We start from the raw sequence: 18,640 nt of genomic DNA on the forward strand, positions 1-18,640 counted from the left end.
CGTGACTTCGAGCCACTCCGCCTCGGGTTCGCGCCTCGCGAGCCGTCTTGGCTTCAGCGACCGCGTGTTCGTCGGCCCCTCCGCGCGCCGTCTGGCCCGCGAGGTCGAGGCCGGACTCGATGTCATCGAGAGCGGTCTGTCGGAAGATCTGCGCGTCGCGGATTCCCTGGCCGATGCCGCTGCTCGCTATCTGTTCGAGGCCGGCGGTAAGCGCGTGCGGCCGGTGCTCACGCTCCTGGTCGCTCAGCTGGGTGACGGTAACATCGCTCCTGTCATCGATGTGGCCAAGGCGATCGAGATCACGCATCTCGGCTCGCTGTACCACGACGACGTCATGGACGGCGCAGACCGCCGGCGTGGTGTTCCCTCGGCCCATGAGGTCTGGGGCAACAACGTCGCCATCCTCACGGGCGACATCCTCTTCTCCCGGGCGAGCCAGATCATGTCGCGTCTCGGAGAGCGCGCGATCCGGCTTCAGGCCGACACCTTCGAGCGCCTCGTGCTCGGACAGATGCACGAGACCATCGGCGCTCAGCCCGATGACGATCCGATCGAGTTCTACATCCAGGTGCTGGCCGACAAGACCGGCTCGCTCATCGCGGCGGCGACGCAGGCGGGGATCATCTTCTCGAACGCACCGTCCGCCTTCGAAGAGCCTCTGCGTGTGTATGGCGAGAAGGTCGGCGTCGCGTTCCAGTTGCTCGATGACGTGATCGACCTCTCGGCTGATGCCGAGAACACCGGCAAGGTTCCTGGTACCGACCTGCGCGCGGGCGTTCCGACGATGCCGTATCTGCTGTTGAAGACCGACACGGATGCGACATCGATCGACCTGGCGGCACGGATCGACTCCGGCGTCGCTGAGATCGCCGATGGCGCAGACCCGGCGATCCTCGATGGGCCGCTCGCCGAGCTTCGCGACCACGCGGCGACGCAGCGCACTCTGGATCTGGCGCGCACCTGGACCGACGACGCGATCGCCGCGATCGCCCCCCTTCCCAGCGGCCCGGTGCGCGAGGCGCTCACCCGGTTCGCACAGACTCTCGCTGATCGCAGCAGCTGAGGCGTCCCGCGGCCGGCGTGCCGCGTGTGGGCGCAGTGACGAAAGGACCTCATGACCAAACTGAGACTCGCCATCGTCGGAGCAGGACCGGCCGGCATCTACGCCGCAGACATCCTGCTGAAGGCGGAACGCAAGTTCGACGTGTCGATCGACCTGTTCGAGCAGCTTCCTGCGCCCTACGGCCTGGTCCGCTACGGCGTTGCTCCCGATCACCCGCGGATCAAGGGCATCATCACGGCGTTGCGCGATGTTCTCGACCGCGGCGACATCCGCATCTTCGGCAACGTGCGCTTCGGTGAAGACATCACGCTCGAAGACCTGAAGAACCACTACAACGCGGTCATCTTCGCGACCGGCGCCATCCGCGACACGAGTCTCGACATCCCGGGAATCGACGCCGTCGGCTCCTACGGTGCCGCGGACTACGTGAGCTGGTTCGACGGCCACCCCGATGTGCCGCGCGAGTGGCCGCTGGAAGCGGAATCCGTTGCCGTCATCGGCAACGGCAACGTCGCGCTCGACGTGGCCCGGATGCTCGCGAAGCACGCCGAAGACCTGCTGGTCACCGAGGTGCCGCAGAACGTCTACGAGGGTCTCGCCGCGAGCAAGGTCACCGATGTGCACGTCTTCGGTCGTCGCGGACCGGCGCAGGTGAAGTTCACCCCGCTCGAGCTGCGTGAGCTCGGTGAGCTGCGCGACGTCGACATGGTCGTCTACGACGAGGACTTCGACTACGACGAGGCATCCCGCGATGCCGTCGCGAGCAACAAGCAGGTCATGGTCATCGACCGTGTGCTGCAGTCGTGGCGCAAGCGGGACTCGGTCAACAACGCAGGCGGCACGGCATCGCGCCGCCTGCACCTGCACTTCTGGGCGCGCCCGGTCGAGGTGCGCACCGACGAGGAAGGCCGCGTCGCCGCGATCGTCTACGAGCGCACGAGGCCGGACGGCGAAGGTGGCGCAGTGGGCACGGGCGAGATGCGCGAGATCGAGATCCAGGCGCTGTACCGCGCGGTCGGCTACTTCGGTTCGCCGCTGCCGGGTGTGCCGTTCGACAAGAAGCACGGTGTGATCCCGAACCGCGAGGGTCAGGTGATCGAGGCCAAGTCGAACCAGCGCGTGCCCGGGATCTACGCCACCGGATGGATCAAGCGCGGACCGGTGGGCCTCATCGGCCACACCAAGTCCGACGCGATGGAGACGGTACGCCACATCATCAACGACCAGGGCTCCTGGTGGCAGCCGAGCGACCCGTCGGAAGAGGAGATCCCGGCGCTGCTCGCTGAGCGCGGCGTGCAGTGGACCGACCTCGACGGCTGGCACCGCCTCGACCAGCACGAGATCGCGCTGGGCGAGCCGCACGAGCGTGCGCGCGTGAAGGTCGTTCCGCGCGACGAGATGGTGCGGATCTCGCGCGGCGAGTGAGCCAGAGAACATGACGGCGGATGCCCCGGACCGATCGGTCCGAGGCATCCGCCGTTCTCTCTGCGATCAGGGAGCGGGCGTGACCTCGACGGTGAAGGTCACGCTGTCTCCGCTTTCGGAGTTGTCGAGGGTGACTTCGGTGGACCCCTCAGCCAGGGCTTTCAGCCCCGGGTTGAACTGCGCCGAGCCGTCGTCCTTTCCGGGAGTGAATTCGACGATCTTCGGGTCGGCGATGTCCGCCTCCCACGACGTGTACGTCTTGTCGTCGCCGGTGAGGTCGATGACGTTGCCGACGCCGACTGTGACGGTCGTGCCGTCGATCTTCGTGAGGTCGGCGATGACGGGGGCGATGACACCCGTCGAGGGTGCGGCGCAGCCGGCGAGGGCGAACACGGAAGCCATGCCGAGGGCGAGGAACGCGGCGGTGCGGGGGCGGGGCGTGCGGGTCATAGGAACCTCCGAAGGGCAGAAGACGGGGTAGTTGTGCCTGTAGCGCTCAGCGTAGGGGGAATGGCGCACGCAGCGGCTGGGAAAGCACAGTGATCCGCGCGTGCGAAATGGGGCGACGGATCTGAGAGGATGGAGCCATGCGACAGTCCCGGGCCACGCGCGTCCTGCGTGGTGCTGTCGCGGCCTCGGTCGCGACGTTCGTCGCGCTGCTCTCCCACGTCGCCGGTGGCGGTCCGCTGCCCGGCCTCCTGTGGATGCTGACACCGTGGGTCTTCTCGATCCTCATTTCGGTGATCCTCGCGGGGCGCGCGCTCTCGCTCCTGCGGTTGTCGTTCACAGTGGCTCTGAGCCAGGTGCTGTTCCACGGGATGTTCGCGCTCGGCGCCGTTCCGACATCGGGGCTCGTGGGCGTTCCGGAGGCTGCAGGCGTGCACGTGCACGGTGGGGCATTCATGCTTCCGGCGCTGGGCGCATCTGCGGCGAGCCCGCTCGCCGGCGATGCCCTCATGTGGGCGATGCACGCGGTCGGCGCGATCGTCACGACGGTGGCCCTGTACCGGGGCGAGCGTGCGGTGCTGCGGCTGCTCCAGCTTGCTTCGGACCTGGTCGCGTGGGTGCAGCGCAAGCTCATCCCCGTGCAGACGGTCCTGGCGGCCGTGCTTGCGCCTCGGCCGCGCGGACTCGCTGCGGCGACCGCGCTTCTGCCGGTGGCGGCGACGTCGCCTCATCTCTCGATGGTGATCCGTCGAGGCCCTCCTCTCCTCTCGGTGTGAGTTCCTTCGTGCGCCAGATCCGCGCACGCCTTCACCCATCTGTGCGCGCACGGCGCTGATCGTGCGCGCCCTGGGGCGTGGTGCTGCCATGCCCCGAAAGGAGAGACATGTCTCGTATTCGTACCCTTCTGGCGGGCGCCGCGTTGGCGACCGCTGTTGTTCTGGGCACAGCGCTTCCGGCTGCCGCCCATGATGATCTCGTCGGGAGCACCCCGATCGCGGGCGAGACGCTCGCGACCCCGCCCGCATCGGTGACCCTGTCGTACAGCGCCGACGTACTGACGATCGGGGCACTCGTCTCTGTCGTCGACGCGAGCGGCACGGACTGGGCGGCCGGAGAGCCCGTCATCGAGATGACCGACGTGACCACGCCGTTGAAGGACGGTATGCCCGCCGGGGCATATGAGATCCGCTGGCGTGTGGTCTCCAGCGACGGACACCCGATCTCGGGTCTGGTTCCGTTCACGGTCGAGGCATCCGCGGTCCCCGAGGTCGTGCCGTCGCCGACGCCGGAGGTCACCGCGTCCGCGACGTCGGAGCCGGAGCCGGAGGTATCCGCCGTTCCGGTCGCCGACGATGCACAGGACTCCCTGTGGGACTCGCCGGTCGCCCGCACCATCGCGATCGCCGCTGCTGGTGCCGTCGTGGCCCTCGGGTTGTTCCTCGGCATCTCGTTCTTCCGTCGACGCCGCAAGGCCGCCGGTTCCGCGGGCGAGAAGCAGTGAGAGGGCGAATCATCGTGAACACGACATCGCGCAGCATCCGCCTTGCCGCTCTCGCAGCCGCCGTCCTCGCCCTCAGCGCCTGCGCGCCGGCGGCACCCGCTCCTGAGTCCGCCCAGGCGGAGGTGACGATCGCCGCAGACTCCGTGACGATGGCGGATACCTGGGTCAAGGCCGTGCCCGAGGGCATGTCCGCAGCTTTCGGCGTCATCGAGAACCCGAGTGCCGTCGATGTGACGATCGTCTCGGCGACCACCGAGGTCGCGCACATGGTCGAACTGCATGAAACCGTGGAGGACGAGAACGGCCAGCACGTCATGCGCGAGAAGCAGGGCGGGTTCGTGATCCCCGCGGGCGAGCGTCTTGCGCTCGAGCCCGGGGGAAACCACCTCATGCTCATGGGGCTCACCGGTCCGCTCGTCGCGGGTGCGGATGTCACGCTCACGCTGACGTTCTCGGACGGATCGACGCTCGAGATCACGGCGCCCGTGAAGGATTACGCCGGTGCGAACGAGAACTACGAGGGCGGGCACGGTGGCTCGAATGAGGACGCCGGTCATGATCACGGCGGCGATCACTGATGCCTGACCCGGACACTGCCAGCCCGCGGCGAGCCAGTCGACGGCAGTTTCTGCTGGGCGGCGCCGTCGCGGGCGTCGGTGCTGTCGCAGCGGTGGGGCTCGACGCGCTCGTCGCGTCGGCCCGCCCTGCGCCGGCGACGGCGGAGCCGGCAGCACCCCCACTGCACGGTTCCGAGACGGTGCCGTTTCACGGCATCCATCAGGCCGGAATCGCGACGGATGCCCCTGCGCACGCCCTGTTCATCGGGCTCGACCTCCGCCCCGATGCCGACGCCGCCGCGCTGCGCCGACTCATGCGCACGCTGTCGGACGATGCGGCGCGTCTCACCCAGGGGCGGCCGGCGCTCGCCGATACCGAACCTGAACTCGCAGTGGCCCCGGCGAAGCTGACGGTCACCTTCGGGTTCGGTCCGGGGTTCGTCGCCCGCGCACAGGGGGAGGCGCCTTCGTGGTTGCGGCCGCTGCCGGCGTTCGGCATCGACCGCCTGGAGCCCGCGTGGTCGGACGGCGATCTGCTGCTGCAGATCTGCGCCGAGGACCCGCTGGCCACGGCCCATGCCGCGAGGATGCTGTTGAAGGATGCTCGCAGCTTCGCCGAGGTGCGGTGGTGGCAGGACGGCTTTCGCCGGGCGCACGGCACCGTCGCTCCGGGCACCACGATGCGCAACCTGTTCGGACAGGTCGACGGCACGAGCAACCCGATCCCCGGCAGCGCGGACTACGACCGGCTCGTGTGGGTGCCAGACGGATGGATGGCCGGTGGCACGGGGTTGGTCGTGCGCCGCATCCGCATGGATCTGGACACCTGGGATGAGCTGGACCGCCCCGGACGCGAGCAGTCGGTCGGGCGCACACTCGGCACAGGGGCGCCGCTGACCGGGATGCGCGAGCACGACGAACCCGATTTCACCGCGGTGGACGGGCTCGGGTTTCCGGTGATCCCAGAGTTCTCGCACGTTCGGCGTTCGCGCAGCGATGACCCGCGTCAGCGCATCTTCCGGAGGGCGTACAACTACGACGTCGCCCCGGACGGCAGGGGTATCTCGGAGTCGGGCCTCGTCTTCGCGACGTTCCAGGCCGACATCGATGCGCAGTACGTGCCGTTGCAGCAGCGCCTCGATGAGCTCGACCTGCTCAACCAGTGGACGACGCCCATCGGCTCGGCTGTGTTCGCCATCCCCCCGGGATGTGCGGAAGGCGGGTACGTCGGCGAGACTCTGCTCGGCTGAACCAGGGGTGCGACGTCTTCGCGACGTCGCACCCCTGCCGTTGAAGTCTCGACGCTACGCTGGCACCATGGCCGACTGGATGCCCGACGTTCTCGGAGACGAGTTCGAGCAGCTGACGCTCCCGCTCGGGCAGGACGACGAGGGGGAGGTCGTCGCGACCCTCGTGCGCGCCCTGCCGCAGCGTCCGTTCTGGAAGCGTCTGCTCGAGGGGCCGCTCCCGCTCGCCGATGTCGATGTGCTCTACGTGCACGGGTGGTCCGACTACTTCTTCCAGAAGCGCCTCGCCCGATTCTGGACGTCCCGCGGAGCCCATTTCTACGCCCTTGATCTCCGCAAGTACGGCCGCAGTCTGCGTGAGGGGCAGACGCACGGCTTCGTGACGAGCCTCTCCACCTATGACGAGGACATCGCGGCGGCCCTGGCTATCCTCGGGATCGAAGTGCCGCCGAGCGATGGCGTCGACACGGCGGGGGATGCGCCCCCCGCACGTTCACGGCGTCTGGTGCTCCTCGGTCATTCCACGGGTGGGCTCACGCTCAGCCTCTGGGCCGACCGGCATCGCGGCATCGCGGACGCGCTGGTGCTGAACAGCCCCTGGCTGGAACTCCAGGTGCCCCGGTTCGCCCGCGAGACGATCGCACCGTTCGTGGGGTTGCAGGCGCGCCGGCGTCCGCTCGACAGAGCGCCCCAGATCGATCTGGGCTTCTACACCCGCGCGCAGGCGGAAGCCGCGGATCCGCTCGACCCCGTCGAGCCGGACCGCCACTGGCGTCCCGAGGTCAGTTGGGATGTGCACGCCGGGTGGCTCCATGCGATCCTCACCGGCCACGCGACGGTGGATGCGGGTCTCGCGATCGACGCGCCCGTGTGCGTGCTGCTGTCCGCGCGATCCACGCTGCCAACTGCCTGGTCGGATGACCTCACGCGAACAGACAGCGTGCTCACGGTCGACAACATCGCGCGCGCAGCACTCAAGCTCGGATCCTCGGTGACGATCGAACGCATTCCCGGCGCCCTGCACGACATCTTCCTCTCGCGCCATGACGCACGCGAGGACGCCTACCGGCGCCTGGATCGGTGGATCACCGGATGGAACGCGGTCGAGACCAGGGAGATCAAAGGTCTCCCTCGCTAGACTGGAGGCATGGCTGACTCATCTTTCGACATCGTCTCCAAGGTCGATCACCAGGAAGCGGAAAACGCCCTGAACCAGGCGCACAAGGAGGTCGAGCAGCGCTACGACTTCAAAGGCACGGGCGCATCGATCAAGTGGAGTGGTGAGCAGATCCTCATCATCGCGAACACGGAAGAGCGCGCGAAGGCGGTGCTCGACGTGTTCCAGTCGAAGCTCATCAAGCGGGGGATCTCGCTCAAGAGCCTCGACGCAGGCGAGCCCTTCGCCAGCGGCAAGGAGTTCCGCATCGTCTCCTCGCTGAAGGACGGCATCTCCTCGGAGAACGCGAAGAAGGTCAACAAGATCATTCGCGATGAAGGGCCCAAGGGCGTCAAGAGCCAGATTCAGGGTGATGAGCTGCGGGTGCAGTCGAAGAGCCGTGACGACCTGCAGGCGGTGATCGCGCTGCTCAAGGGCAGCGACCTCGACATCGATCTGCAATTCGTGAACTACCGCTGAAATTCGCGGGCCTCTACGGCACCTGCTGGCCACGGCCACGGGTGCCGTTCCCCATTGAGGCCTGCTCAACATATTGGTTTGCCCAGATCGTTCGATGCTCTTGAGAATCGGACGATCGGCGTGGTGTAGTTGTCCTCCTGGGCACTGACGCTGGGCAAGACTTGGGGGTGCAAGGACTATGGATATCGCCGAAGGAACGCCGGGCGGCAAGAAGCTCCTGGCCGACGAGGTCTTCGACCGACTCGCGCATTCGATCATCGACGGAACGCTGCAGGCAGGTGAGCGCATTCGCGATGCTGAACTCGCGGCGAGTTTCAACATGTCGCGCATGCCTATTCGTGAGGCGCTTCAGCGCCTGGAGCGCATCGGCATGGTGGTGATGTACCCGAGCCGCTTCACGCAGGTCACAGAGGTCACTCCGGAGGTTTCGGATGCCTCGCTGGAGTTCGCTGGATACCTCTCGGGATCGGTGGCGCACATGAGCGTGCCGAGGCTGACGAGCACGGAGCGCGAGCATGCGGCGAGTCTTGTGGATGCCATGATCACGAGCATCGGGAATGCGAAGGAGACGTCGAACGCGCGCTGGGCGATGTTCGACTATCTGGGGGCCCGAACGGGTAACCCGCTGGTGCGCTCGGTGCAGCTGGAGTACGGCATCGCCATGTTCCGTAACCTCAGTGAGTGGCATCTGACCGATGAGCAGTGCGCACGAATGCGCGAGGTCACCGAGGAATTCCGTGCGGCGCTGCTCGCGGGCGACGCCGCCGCAGCGGAACGGGCGGCGCGGGCCATGCACCTCGTCGATTGACGCACTCCACTTCGCTCGACTCTGATTCAGACACGACGTGGACGCGCCACCCCGAGCGTCGCGCGGAGGAAGCGCCGGTCCTTCCGGACACGATCCGCGCGCCTCGCCGTGGTCGTGCATTCGCGAGTTACCGTGAGGGCATGGCACGGATCGCGGGGAGAAACACGGCGATGGCCTGGACCGCCGGAGTCTTCTGCATCGGGGTGGTTGCAGGACTCTTCGTCCTCGCTGCCCCTCTCGCTCCCGTTCTCGCGGAGTTCGCCGGAGACCTTCTGCGGTCGGTGGCGGGCTGAGCGGAAGGAGTTCCGATCTCACGCGGCATCCGGTCCTTTTCGGCACGCCTCACGGACGCGGGGCTCCGCACGGAATACTCTCTGTGTGGCACACATCCGAGGTGAGGAGCACTCATGAGCGAGCCCCAGGTTCCCCAGTCGTCAGACAAGGACGAGGTGAACGAGGTCGTCGACAGCGCCAATGCCGCGCTGGCTGACGCCGAGGTAGCGCGTGCCGACTCCGGTGCGGACGCCGCTGCTGCGAGCGACGAATCGGCCGTAGACGCCCCCGGCCCCGACACCAAGGTCGAGGCCAAGGCGCCCGGAGTCGACGCCGATCTCGCCGCCTTCGAAGAGGCTGAGCGCGCGTTCCCCGGCACCTTCGGCGGAACCTTCACGCCCCCGCCGCCCGCGGTCGAGACGCCCACACCAACCCCGGTTGCGGCCGACACCGCCGACGACGTGGCCATCGCGGCCACCGCAGCGACAGTCGCCTACACCACAACGGCGAACACGGCTGATGTCACCGAGACGCGGATCGTGGCACCGGAGCCCGTCTTCGTTCCCCCCGCACAGCCGCAGCCCATCTTCGTGCAGGCGCCGGAGGCTCCGCGCGAGCGCGGCAACCGCGGCACCATCGCCGGCATCGGCCTTCTCGCCGCTCTCAGCTTCGCCGTGCTTCTGCTCGGCACCGCTCTGGGCCTCGGCGCTCTGGCGGGTGAGGTCTCGTTCGAGAACATCGGCACCGCTGCGCTCGCGACGATCAGCGGCGTGGAGTTCTGGACGACCGTCGTCGTCTTCTATCTCGTCTTCTGCATCCTCGGGGCGATCATCAACCGCGGACGCTGGGGCCACTGGGTGATCTGGGGCCTTGTCGTCGGCCTCGGAGCCTACGGCGGCTACCTGCTCGGCGCCCTGATCGCCGCCCCGTTCTGGACACTCACCGCCAGCCAGGGATCCGCGCTCCTTGCCGAGCACCTGTTCGCTCCCCTCGCGATCGCCTCCTTCGTCTTCGGACGCGAGCTGACAATCTGGTTCGGCGCGTGGGCGGCCCGCAGCGGCGCGCGCAAGACCGTGCTGAACGCCGAGGCGCAGCGCGAATACGAGCGTACGCTGGAGGCAGGGCCTCAGCTTCCCTAGGGAACCCCGAGGGGCCTGAACGCTTCTTGCATCGAGGTCACCGTGAATGCTTCATCGCCCAACCCCCGCAGCCCTGGGTCTGCGGGGGTTTCGGCTGTCCTGGCGCTGGTGCTCGCGATCATCTCATTCTTCGCGTTGACCATCGGCGGTCTCGGTTTTCTGAGCCTGCTCACCGAGACCGACATCATCAGCGTGCCGGGGCTGGGGCAGCTTCCCGGCGTCATCGGCATGGTGAGCGCGGTCGCCATGTTCGCTCTCCTGCTCGGGGCCGTCCTGCGCGCAGCGCATCCTTCGTACTTCGCGAGCCTCGGGGTCGCCCTCGCGACCGCGCTGGTGCATCTCGGTGCGGTCTGGATCACCGCGTCCGGCACCGGCGACGGACCGGTCGCGGCCGGGGCCGTCGTCGGGCAGCTCGTCCTCGGCGGATCCAGCGCGCTCATCGCCGCGTCTGCGCTGATCGCCGCCTGGGGCGGGATCGCGCTGCGGCGAACACGGGCGCAGCATCCGCAATGGCCGTGGGAGAAGCGGGGCGAGTAGCCGAAGGGGGTGCTGCGGAGCATCCGCCTCTTCCGCGTCGAAGTGCCGCACCACGGGCGCAGCGTCGTACGCTAACCACGTGGAGCGTTCACTGGAGACGCAGGTCAGCCTGGCCATCGAGGCCTGGCTGCGATGGGTGCCGCGCTGGGAGCCGGCAACGCATCGCGGTCGCGTCGCGCCCTGTCGACGCTGTCTCGGATCGCCCATCCTCGCTGCCGCCGGGATCGGAGCCAACGTTCCGCACGGAGTGCAACATGGGCTCTCCACGCGAATCAAGGCGATTGTGGACGCGGCGGTCGCCGCGTACACCGCCGTGAACCTGCCGATGCTGCAGGCCGAGCTCGACCAGCAGTCCGCCCGAAACCGTGCCCGCGCCTACCGGCCGGCCGAAGACCTGGCCCCGGAGTTCGAGGGCATGCCGTTGGACCCGGAGCCCGTGCCCGGCGCGCCGTTCCTCTTCACTCTCGCGGGACTCGCCGACGAGGCATCCGCGGTGTTGCCGCCGTTGCCTCCCCTGAGCGACGAGGCGAAAGCCGCGCTGCGACGCGAGGTGGCGCTCGCGGATGAGTACGCGAACATGATCGGCCGGGAGATCTGCGGATTGCTCTTGCGGCATCGGCTCGCGGTGCAGTCGGCGATCTCGCAGTACGTCGAACCGCAGATCGAGGCGATGCTCGCCGAGCTCACCGAATCACTCGACTCGCCCTTCGACCCCGATACCCTCTGAACAGCTACTTGCTCTCGTCGAGGATTCCGAGCGGGTCGCCCTCCAGGTCGTAGACGCGCAGCGTGCCATCGACGACCTCGGCCGATCCGGCGTTGCGCAACCACGTGTCCACGCCCATGCAGGCCTTCAGCGTGCCGAACCCGAGCTCGAGCTGGATCGCGTCGCCCTCGCGGGTGTACGTGCCGCCGAACGCGTTGCATCCGTCGAAGCCGCCGAGGGTGCCATCGGAATAGAGCGCAAGTGTCGGCTCGCCCGGCTGGGCGCTGGACCACGTTGCCGTGGCTGTCGGCGTGGGCGAGGGCTCGGTGGCCGACGGGGCGGGCGAGGCCTCGGGCGTGGCCGGCGCTGCGCTCGCGCAGCCTGCCAGGAGAAGGACGCTGGCAGCGGCGAGCGTGGCGAGGACGAGGGGAGCGCGCATGATCGGTGCCTGCCTTAGGTGATTCGTCATTGTGCTTCGAATCTATTCCCTTGGCTCGACAGTCCGCGATATGTTGGTCGCGTCGTGTGTGAAATCGCCACGAAAATGTTCATGTCAACGGTGGGGAACAATCTGTGAAGAGTACAAAGCAGGTACGCGCAGCGGGGGCGGCACTGGCCGCACTGGCTCTGACGGCGAGCGGTGTGGTGCTCACGCCACTCGCGGCATCAGCGCAGGGAGCGACCGAGGTCGCGCCGACGGACGATGCGGGCTACCAGGCCTTCGTTCAGGAGCTGATCGCAGAAGACGCCGCGGTCACCGCTGTGAGCCAGGACGGCAACGGCAACGTCGTCGTCGCCGCCGTCGAGGGAACCCTCGCGGAGACCACGGTCGCCCAGCTGCAGGGGTACGAGAACGTCGTGCTCAAGGACCGTCCCGTTGCGCAGGCGTACGCGATCGACGACGTCGTCGGCGGTGCTGGCTACGCAGTCAACCGTGCCAGTGTCTGCTCCTTCGGATTCAGCGGCTGGTCGCCCACCGGCGACCCTGCGATCATCACCGCTGGGCACTGCGGCCCGGCAGGCGCGACGATCGAGCGCACCCTGCCGAGCGAGGACGACGCCCCCTACTACCCGGAATTCGAGCCGCGGTACAGTCCCATGATCCTCGACAGTGTCGGCACCATGGCGTTCTCGCAGTGGGGTGGCCCCGGCGGCAGCGAAGGTGGCCACGGCGATCTCGACAGCACCGACATCGCGGCGATCGCCGTCACCAACTCCGACCTGCGCCTTCGTCCGCTCGTCACGGACTGGACAAGCTGGGAGAGCGAAGACCTCTCTCTGTCTGGCACGCCCGTGACTGCGGTCGGCACCGTGCAGGTGGGCGACCAGATCACCCGCAGCGGACGCTCGACCGGCACCACGACCGGCGACGTCACAGGGGCGCCCGGCGCTGAGGTCATCGAAGACAAGTCATGGACCCGCGTCTGCGAGGTCGTGACTCCTGTTCCGACCAACTGCCACTGGGTCTACGGCTTCTGGACCGACGCTGACACACGCCCCGGCGACTCCGGCGGGGCCTACATGCGCGGCACGACCGCGGTGGGTGTGCTCTCCGGCGGTGGCGGCGGCATGAGCTTCGCCACCGACCTGCAGAACGGTCTGCGCCTGACCGGCGGCTACACGGTCATGCTCGACCTGGCAGAGCCGGTCGTCACCTCCGACCTCGCCGTCGCGCCGAACGGCATCGTGCACGGCACGGGCCCGGCGGGTCTCACCCTGCGCGTGACACTGGGCTCGTCCACCACGGAGCTCCCCATTGCTGCCGACGGAACGTGGAGCTTCCGCGCGCCGACCGCCGAGGGACCCCACGCGTACGATCTCGCCGTGATCGACGACGGCTTCAACGTGTCCGACACCGTCTCGACGACGATCACCGTCGACGGCGATCTCGTCGTGCAGCCGCTGATCACCGCGCCCGCGAACGGCGCGGTCGTGACCGGAACCGCTGTCACGTTCAGCGGCATCGGTGCCCCGTCCGCCACCATCACGCTCTCCGGTGCGGCTTCTGGCACGACGACGGTCGACGCGAACGGCGCATGGTCGGTGACGGCAGTGCTCGGTTACGGCCCGGCAACCGTGACCGCGACTCAGGACATCTTCGACGTCACCGCGGCGACGTCGATCGACCTGTCCGTCATCCCCGTCTTCGCTGCGCTGACGAGCCCCACGGCGGGAACGACGTACACGACAGCTCCGACCGAGATCACGGGCACGGCGTTGCCGGGTGCGACGGTGGTCGTCACTCTTGACGGCAAGCAACTCGACGGCGTGAAGTTCGCAGCGGCCGCAGCGAACGCCCGCGCACTCGCGGCGGACGCGGCGTGGTCGGTTCCGATTCCCGGTGCGCTGGCGGTCGGAGCACACGAGATCACGGTCGTGCAGACGATCGACGGTGTGTCGAGCGCAACGCTTCGCGCATCGTTCACCATCGCCGCACCTCCTGCAGGCGGCGGTGACGGTGCTGGCTCGACGCCGGGCTCGCTCCCCGCGACCGGTATGGACCTGGCATCCGCTGCCGCTCCGACCGCCATCGGCGGCGCGCTGGTTCTGGTGGCGGGCGCGCTGCTGCTGATCGCTCGGAGGCGTGCTACGCGCATTTGACCGTCAGGTTACGTCGCATTACCATTGATCGGGTGTGGGTGTGTCTTGACGCGCCCACACCCTTTGGGCTCCGACACTCGTCGGTCAGCCTCCACGGCATACCCGTCACAACAGCGCAGCGGTTCCGTTGCGCTGGCGGGTCATGATGTGAAACCCATCACGCTGTCACCGTGCAGCACAACAAGGAGAGAACGTGCCAACTATTCAGCAGTTGGTTCGCAAGGGACGCACGCCGAAGGTCACCAAGACCAAGGCTCCGGCTCTGAAGTCGAACCCGCAGCAGGCCGGCGTATGCACCCGTGTGTACACCACCACCCCGAAGAAGCCGAACTCGGCGATGCGCAAGGTCGCTCGTGTGAAGCTCCGTAACGGCACTGAGGTCACCGCATACATCCCGGGTGAAGGTCACAACCTTCAGGAGCACTCGCTGGTGCTCGTCCGTGGTGGTCGTGTGAAGGACCTCCCCGGTGTCCGCTACAAGATCGTCCGTGGTGCGCTCGACACCCAGGCAGTCAAGAACCGTAAGCAGGCTCGTAGCCGCTACGGCGCGAAGAAGGGTTAAGACCAATGCCTCGTAAGGGTCCAGCCCCCAAGCGTCCCGTCGTCAACGACCCGGTATACGGCGCTCCGATCGTCACCTCGCTCGTCAACAAGATCCTTGTCGACGGCAAGAAGTCGCTCGCAGAGTCGATCGTCTACGGCGCCCTCCGCGGTGTCGAGGCGAAGAACGGCCAGGACGCCGTCGCCACCCTCAAGAAGGCGCTCGACAACGTGCGCCCCACTCTTGAGGTTCGCAGCCGCCGCGTCGGTGGTTCGACGTACCAGGTTCCGGTTGAGGTCAAGCCTCACCGTGCCAACACGCTCGCACTTCGCTGGCTCGTGAGCTACGCGAAGAGCCGTCGTGAGAAGACCATGACCGAGCGCCTCCAGAACGAGATCCTGGATGCCTCGAACGGCCTCGGTGCCGCGGTGAAGCGCCGTGAAGACACCCACAAGATGGCCGAGTCGAACCGCGCGTTCGCACACTACCGCTGGTAACAGCGATGCCGGTTCCGCACCCTTTCGGGGGTGCGGAACCGGCACCCACATTCTTCGCACGCGTCGCATCGCGACCGCACAGCAGATAAGGAAACGCCCGTGGCACAAGACGTGCTCACCGACCTGAGCAAGGTCCGCAACATCGGCATCATGGCGCACATCGACGCCGGAAAGACCACCACCACCGAGCGCATCCTGTTCTACACGGGTGTCAACCACAAGCTCGGTGAAACCCACGACGGTGGCGCCACGACCGACTGGATGGAGCAGGAGAAGGAGCGCGGCATCACGATCACGTCGGCCGCCGTGACCTGCTTCTGGAACAAGAACCAGATCAACATCATCGACACCCCCGGTCACGTGGACTTCACGGTCGAGGTGGAGCGTTCGCTCCGCGTCCTCGACGGTGCTGTCGCCGTGTTCGACGGCAAGGAGGGCGTCGAGCCCCAGTCCGAGACCGTGTGGCGTCAGGCTGACAAGTACAACGTCCCGCGTATCTGCTTCGTCAACAAGATGGACAAGCTCGGCGCCGACTTCTACTTCACGGTCGACACGATTGTGAAGCGCCTCGGTGCACGTCCGCTCGTTATCCAGCTGCCGATCGGTGCGGAGAACGACTTCATCGGTGTCGTCGACCTCGTCGAGATGCGTGCGCTCGTCTGGGCTGGTGACTCGAAGGGTGACGTGACGATGGGTGCCTCCTACGAGGTGCAGGAGATTCCTGCCGACCTCGTCGAGAAGGCCGCCGAGTACCGTCAGGCGCTGCTCGAGACCGTCGCCGAGACCGACGACGCGCTGCTCGAGAAGTTCTTCGGTGGCGAAGAGCTCACGGTCGCAGAGATCAAGGGCGCCATCCGCAAGATGGTCGTCGCCTCCGAGATCTACCCGGTCCTGTGTGGCTCGGCGTTCAAGAACCGTGGCGTGCAGCCCATGCTCGACGCGGTTGTGGACTACCTGCCGAACCCCCTCGACGTCGGTGCCATCGAGGCACACGACCCGAAGGACTACGACACGATCATCGAGCGTCGCCCCTCGGCGGACGACCCCTTCGCTGCTCTCGCGTTCAAGGTCGCCGTGCACCCGTTCTTCGGTCGCCTCACCTACGTGCGCGTCTACTCGGGTCACCTCGACTCGGGTTCGGCCGTGCTGAACTCGACCAAGGGCAAGAAGGAGCGCATCGGAAAGATCTTCCAGATGCACGCCAACAAGGAGAACCCGGTCGACTCGGTCACCGCGGGCAACATCTACGCCGTCATCGGTCTGAAGGACACCACCACCGGTGACACCCTGACCGACATCGCGCAGCCCGTCGTCCTCGAGTCGATGACGTTCCCCGAGCCGGTCATCGAGGTCGCGATCGAGCCGAAGACCAAGGCTGACCAGGAGAAGCTGGGCACCGCGATCCAGAAGCTCGCTGAAGAAGACCCGACGTTCCGCACGGAGCTCAACCCCGAGACCGGTCAGACGACCATCAAGGGCATGGGCGAGCTGCACCTCGACATCCTCGTCGACCGCATGAAGCGCGAGTTCAAGGTCGAGGCCAACGTCGGCAAGCCCCAGGTGGCGTACCGCGAGACCATCCGCAAGGCCGTCGAGAAGCACGACTACACGCACAAGAAGCAGACCGGTGGTTCGGGTCAGTTCGCGAAGATCCAGTTCAACATCGAGCCTCTCGAGCTCGACTCGGACAAGACCTACGAGTTCGTGAACGCCGTCACCGGTGGTCGCATCCCGCGCGAGTACATCGGCTCGATCGACGCTGGTTTCCAGGACGCGATGAACGTCGGCGTCCTCGCCGGCTACCCGATGGTGGGCGTCAAGGCCACCATCGTCGATGGTGCGGCGCACGACGTCGACTCGTCCGAAATGGCGTTCAAGATCGCCGGCTCCATGGGATTCAAGGAGGCCGCTCGTAAGGCCAACCCGGTGATCCTCGAGCCGCTGATGGCCGTTGAGGTCCGTACCCCGGAGGAGTACATGGGCGACGTCATCGGTGACCTGAACTCCCGTCGTGGTCAGATCCAGTCGATGGAAGATGCCACCGGCATCAAGATCGTCCGTGCATCTGTGCCGCTGTCGGAGATGTTCGGCTACATCGGTGACCTGCGCTCGAAGACCTCGGGTCGCGCCGTGTACTCGATGGAGTTCGACAGCTACGCCGAGGTTCCTCGCAACGTGGCTGACGAGATCATCCAGAAGACCAAGGGCGAGTAAGCCCTCGGGAGCCCCGGATGCGTCTGGCGCCGAATCACTCGGCAGACGGCGCATCCGGGGCACCTACCCCGGCTGGTGGATCACCGCCGTCCGGGAATCGCACAACTTCACATTCATCTCTCTACTAAACTGAGAAAACAAACCGTAGTGAACCGGTCGCAAACCAGTGCCCGGAACATCTACACGATGTCCTGAGGAGGACCCAGTGGCCAAGGCCAAGTTCGAGCGGACCAAGCCGCACGTCAACATCGGTACCATCGGGCACGTTGACCACGGCAAGACCACGCTGTCGGCAGCAATCTCGAAGGTGCTCGCTGACAAGTACCCGTCGGAGACCAACGTTCAGCGCGACTTCGCGACGATCGACTCGGCTCCCGAGGAGCGCCAGCGCGGTATTACCATCAACATCTCGCACATCGAGTACGAGACCCCGAAGCGCCACTACGCGCACGTTGACGCCCCCGGCCACGCCGACTACGTCAAGAACATGATCACCGGTGCTGCACAGATGGACGGCGCGATCCTCGTGGTCGCCGCCACCGACGGCCCGATGGCACAGACCCGTGAGCACGTTCTGCTCGCGAAGCAGGTCGGCGTTCCCTACCTGCTCGTCGCACTGAACAAGTCCGACGCGGTCGAGGACGAGGAGATCCTGGAGCTCGTCGAGCTCGAGGTCCGTGAGCTGCTCGCCGGCCAGGGCTTCGACGAGGACGCTCCCGTCGTGCGCGTCTCGGCTCTCAAGGCTCTTGAGGGTGACGAGAAGTGGACGCAGGCCATTCTCGACCTGATGCAGGCTGTCGACGACAGCGTTCCGGAGCCGGAGCGTGACCGCGACAAGCCGTTCCTCATGCCTGTCGAGGACGTTTTCACGATCACCGGTCGTGGCACCGTCGTCACGGGCCGCGCCGAGCGTGGCACGCTGGCCATCAACTCGGAGGTCGAGATCGTCGGCCTGCGCCCGACCGTCAAGACCACGGTCACGGGTATCGAGATGTTCCACAAGCAGCTCGACGAGGCATGGGCCGGCGAGAACTGTGGCCTCCTGCTCCGCGGCACCAAGCGTGAGGACGTCGAGCGCGGCCAGGTCATCGTGAAGCCGGGTTCGGTTACGCCGCACACCAACTTCGAGGGCACCGCCTACATCCTCTCGAAGGACGAGGGTGGCCGTCACAACCCGTTCTACACGAACTACCGCCCGCAGTTCTACTTCCGTACCACGGACGTCACCGGCGTCATCTCGCTGCCCGAGGGCACCGAGATGGTCATGCCTGGCGACACCACCGACATGACGGTCGAGCTGATCCAGCCGATCGCTATGGAAGAGGGCCTCGGCTTCGCTATCCGTGAGGGTGGCCGCACCGTCGGCGCCGGCACGGTCACGAAGATCCTCGCCTAAGCATCTGCTTACAGCAAAGGGGTCGAGCCTTCGGGCTCGGCCCCTTTGTCGT

General features: G+C 66.9%; 20 protein-coding genes. 18 read left to right on the forward strand and 2 right to left on the reverse strand.

Annotation, left to right across the window (positions count from 1 at the left end; translation table 11 throughout):
- The first annotated feature begins 1 nt into the window (after position 1).
- Both AC1REM_RS06410 and AC1REM_RS06415 read left to right on the forward strand, forming a co-directional pair.
- Complete coding sequence (locus AC1REM_RS06410) at positions 2 to 1,063, forward strand: polyprenyl synthetase family protein (RefSeq protein ID WP_492513890.1); 1,062 nt, start codon at positions 2 to 4, stop codon at positions 1,061 to 1,063.
- 51 nt (positions 1,064 to 1,114) lie between these two features.
- Entirely contained in the window at positions 1,115 to 2,488 is a 1,374-nt protein-coding gene (locus AC1REM_RS06415; protein WP_492513891.1) for an FAD-dependent oxidoreductase, read from the forward strand.
- A 66-nt stretch (positions 2,489 to 2,554) separates the two neighbouring features.
- Here AC1REM_RS06415 and AC1REM_RS06420 read toward each other — a convergent pair whose 3' ends face one another.
- Positions 2,555 to 2,938: a hypothetical protein gene (locus AC1REM_RS06420; RefSeq protein WP_492513892.1), complete on the reverse strand. Its 384-nt coding sequence runs from the start codon at positions 2,936 to 2,938 to the stop codon at positions 2,555 to 2,557.
- Positions 2,939 to 3,075: 137 nt separating this feature from the next.
- Here AC1REM_RS06420 and AC1REM_RS06425 point away from each other — a divergent pair, with 137 nt between their 5' ends.
- The 11 genes from AC1REM_RS06425 to AC1REM_RS06475 all read left to right on the forward strand — a co-directional run bounded on the left by AC1REM_RS06425 (position 3,076) and on the right by AC1REM_RS06475 (position 11,360).
- Positions 3,076 to 3,711, forward strand: coding sequence for a hypothetical protein (locus AC1REM_RS06425; RefSeq protein ID WP_492513893.1), 636 nt, complete (start codon positions 3,076 to 3,078; stop codon positions 3,709 to 3,711).
- Between the two features lie 107 nt (positions 3,712 to 3,818).
- The gene (locus AC1REM_RS06430) at positions 3,819 to 4,436 is read left to right on the forward strand and encodes a copper resistance CopC family protein (protein WP_492513894.1); all 618 of its coding nucleotides are present in this window, start codon (positions 3,819 to 3,821) and stop codon (positions 4,434 to 4,436) included.
- Positions 4,437 to 4,450: 14 nt separating this feature from the next.
- On the forward strand, positions 4,451 to 5,014 hold the full coding sequence (locus AC1REM_RS06435) for a copper chaperone PCu(A)C (RefSeq protein WP_492513895.1): 564 nt from the start codon (positions 4,451 to 4,453) through the stop codon (positions 5,012 to 5,014).
- A complete protein-coding gene (locus AC1REM_RS06440; protein ID WP_492513896.1) occupies positions 5,014 to 6,243 on the forward strand; it encodes a Dyp-type peroxidase in 1,230 nt (409 codons plus the stop codon). Before AC1REM_RS06435 ends, AC1REM_RS06440 begins: the two co-directional genes overlap by 1 nt.
- 67 nt (positions 6,244 to 6,310) lie before the next feature.
- A complete protein-coding gene (locus AC1REM_RS06445) occupies positions 6,311 to 7,378 on the forward strand; it encodes an alpha/beta hydrolase (RefSeq protein WP_492513897.1) in 1,068 nt (355 codons plus the stop codon).
- Between the two features lie 9 nt (positions 7,379 to 7,387).
- Complete coding sequence (locus AC1REM_RS06450; RefSeq protein ID WP_492513898.1) at positions 7,388 to 7,876, forward strand: YajQ family cyclic di-GMP-binding protein; 489 nt, start codon at positions 7,388 to 7,390, stop codon at positions 7,874 to 7,876.
- Between the two features lie 178 nt (positions 7,877 to 8,054).
- Positions 8,055 to 8,684: a GntR family transcriptional regulator gene (locus AC1REM_RS06455; RefSeq protein ID WP_492513899.1), complete on the forward strand. Its 630-nt coding sequence runs from the start codon at positions 8,055 to 8,057 to the stop codon at positions 8,682 to 8,684.
- Between the two features lie 140 nt (positions 8,685 to 8,824).
- Complete coding sequence (locus tag AC1REM_RS06460; protein ID WP_492513900.1) at positions 8,825 to 8,977, forward strand: hypothetical protein; 153 nt, start codon at positions 8,825 to 8,827, stop codon at positions 8,975 to 8,977.
- A gap of 114 nt (positions 8,978 to 9,091) precedes the next feature.
- Positions 9,092 to 10,096: an ABC transporter gene (locus AC1REM_RS06465; protein WP_492513901.1), complete on the forward strand. Its 1,005-nt coding sequence runs from the start codon at positions 9,092 to 9,094 to the stop codon at positions 10,094 to 10,096.
- Between the two features lie 42 nt (positions 10,097 to 10,138).
- Positions 10,139 to 10,633: a DUF6121 family protein gene (locus tag AC1REM_RS06470; RefSeq protein WP_492513902.1), complete on the forward strand. Its 495-nt coding sequence runs from the start codon at positions 10,139 to 10,141 to the stop codon at positions 10,631 to 10,633.
- Positions 10,634 to 10,712: 79 nt separating this feature from the next.
- Entirely contained in the window at positions 10,713 to 11,360 is a 648-nt protein-coding gene (locus AC1REM_RS06475) for a spermidine/putrescine ABC transporter substrate-binding protein (protein ID WP_492513903.1), read from the forward strand.
- Between the two features lie 4 nt (positions 11,361 to 11,364).
- Here the strand turns inward: AC1REM_RS06475 and AC1REM_RS06480 are convergent, their stop codons facing one another.
- On the reverse strand, positions 11,365 to 11,778 hold the full coding sequence (locus AC1REM_RS06480) for an META domain-containing protein (protein WP_492513904.1): 414 nt from the start codon (positions 11,776 to 11,778) through the stop codon (positions 11,365 to 11,367).
- A gap of 134 nt (positions 11,779 to 11,912) precedes the next feature.
- Here AC1REM_RS06480 and AC1REM_RS06485 point away from each other — a divergent pair, with 134 nt between their 5' ends.
- The 5 genes from AC1REM_RS06485 (at position 11,913) to tuf (ending at position 18,588) form a co-directional block, all read left to right on the forward strand.
- Complete coding sequence (locus AC1REM_RS06485; protein WP_492513905.1) at positions 11,913 to 13,940, forward strand: S1 family peptidase; 2,028 nt, start codon at positions 11,913 to 11,915, stop codon at positions 13,938 to 13,940.
- A 193-nt stretch (positions 13,941 to 14,133) separates the two neighbouring features.
- Positions 14,134 to 14,502, forward strand: coding sequence for a 30S ribosomal protein S12 (gene rpsL / locus AC1REM_RS06490; protein ID WP_036318318.1), 369 nt, complete (start codon positions 14,134 to 14,136; stop codon positions 14,500 to 14,502).
- A 5-nt stretch (positions 14,503 to 14,507) separates the two neighbouring features.
- Complete coding sequence (rpsG, locus tag AC1REM_RS06495; protein ID WP_204939141.1) at positions 14,508 to 14,978, forward strand: 30S ribosomal protein S7; 471 nt, start codon at positions 14,508 to 14,510, stop codon at positions 14,976 to 14,978.
- A 99-nt stretch (positions 14,979 to 15,077) separates the two neighbouring features.
- Entirely contained in the window at positions 15,078 to 17,192 is a 2,115-nt protein-coding gene (gene fusA, locus AC1REM_RS06500) for an elongation factor G (protein WP_492513906.1), read from the forward strand.
- Between the two features lie 205 nt (positions 17,193 to 17,397).
- Positions 17,398 to 18,588, forward strand: a complete 1,191-nt coding sequence (gene tuf / locus AC1REM_RS06505) for an elongation factor Tu (RefSeq protein WP_204939143.1) — start codon at positions 17,398 to 17,400, stop codon at positions 18,586 to 18,588.
- Positions 18,589 to 18,640 lie beyond the last annotated feature (52 nt).

The sequence above is a fragment of the Microbacterium sp. GW823-FHT02G05 genome, from assembly GCF_058797175.1.

Bases quoted from the DNA above. Each gene is read 5' to 3' on its own strand.
- AC1REM_RS06415 (WP_492513891.1), top strand. From the start codon at position 1,115: ATGACCAAACTGAGACTCGCCATCGTCGGAGCAGGACCGGCCGGCATC.
- AC1REM_RS06420 (WP_492513892.1), bottom strand. From the start codon at position 2,938: ATGACCCGCACGCCCCGCCCCCGCACCGCCGCGTTCCTCGCCCTCGGC.
- AC1REM_RS06425 (WP_492513893.1), top strand. From the start codon at position 3,076: ATGCGACAGTCCCGGGCCACGCGCGTCCTGCGTGGTGCTGTCGCGGCC.
- AC1REM_RS06430 (WP_492513894.1), top strand. From the start codon at position 3,819: ATGTCTCGTATTCGTACCCTTCTGGCGGGCGCCGCGTTGGCGACCGCT.
- AC1REM_RS06440 (WP_492513896.1), top strand. From the start codon at position 5,014: ATGCCTGACCCGGACACTGCCAGCCCGCGGCGAGCCAGTCGACGGCAG.
- AC1REM_RS06445 (WP_492513897.1), top strand. From the start codon at position 6,311: ATGGCCGACTGGATGCCCGACGTTCTCGGAGACGAGTTCGAGCAGCTG.
- AC1REM_RS06450 (WP_492513898.1), top strand. From the start codon at position 7,388: ATGGCTGACTCATCTTTCGACATCGTCTCCAAGGTCGATCACCAGGAA.
- AC1REM_RS06455 (WP_492513899.1), top strand. From the start codon at position 8,055: ATGGATATCGCCGAAGGAACGCCGGGCGGCAAGAAGCTCCTGGCCGAC.
- AC1REM_RS06460 (WP_492513900.1), top strand. From the start codon at position 8,825: ATGGCACGGATCGCGGGGAGAAACACGGCGATGGCCTGGACCGCCGGA.
- AC1REM_RS06465 (WP_492513901.1), top strand. From the start codon at position 9,092: ATGAGCGAGCCCCAGGTTCCCCAGTCGTCAGACAAGGACGAGGTGAAC.
- AC1REM_RS06480 (WP_492513904.1), bottom strand. From the start codon at position 11,778: ATGCGCGCTCCCCTCGTCCTCGCCACGCTCGCCGCTGCCAGCGTCCTT.
- rpsG (WP_204939141.1), top strand. From the start codon at position 14,508: ATGCCTCGTAAGGGTCCAGCCCCCAAGCGTCCCGTCGTCAACGACCCG.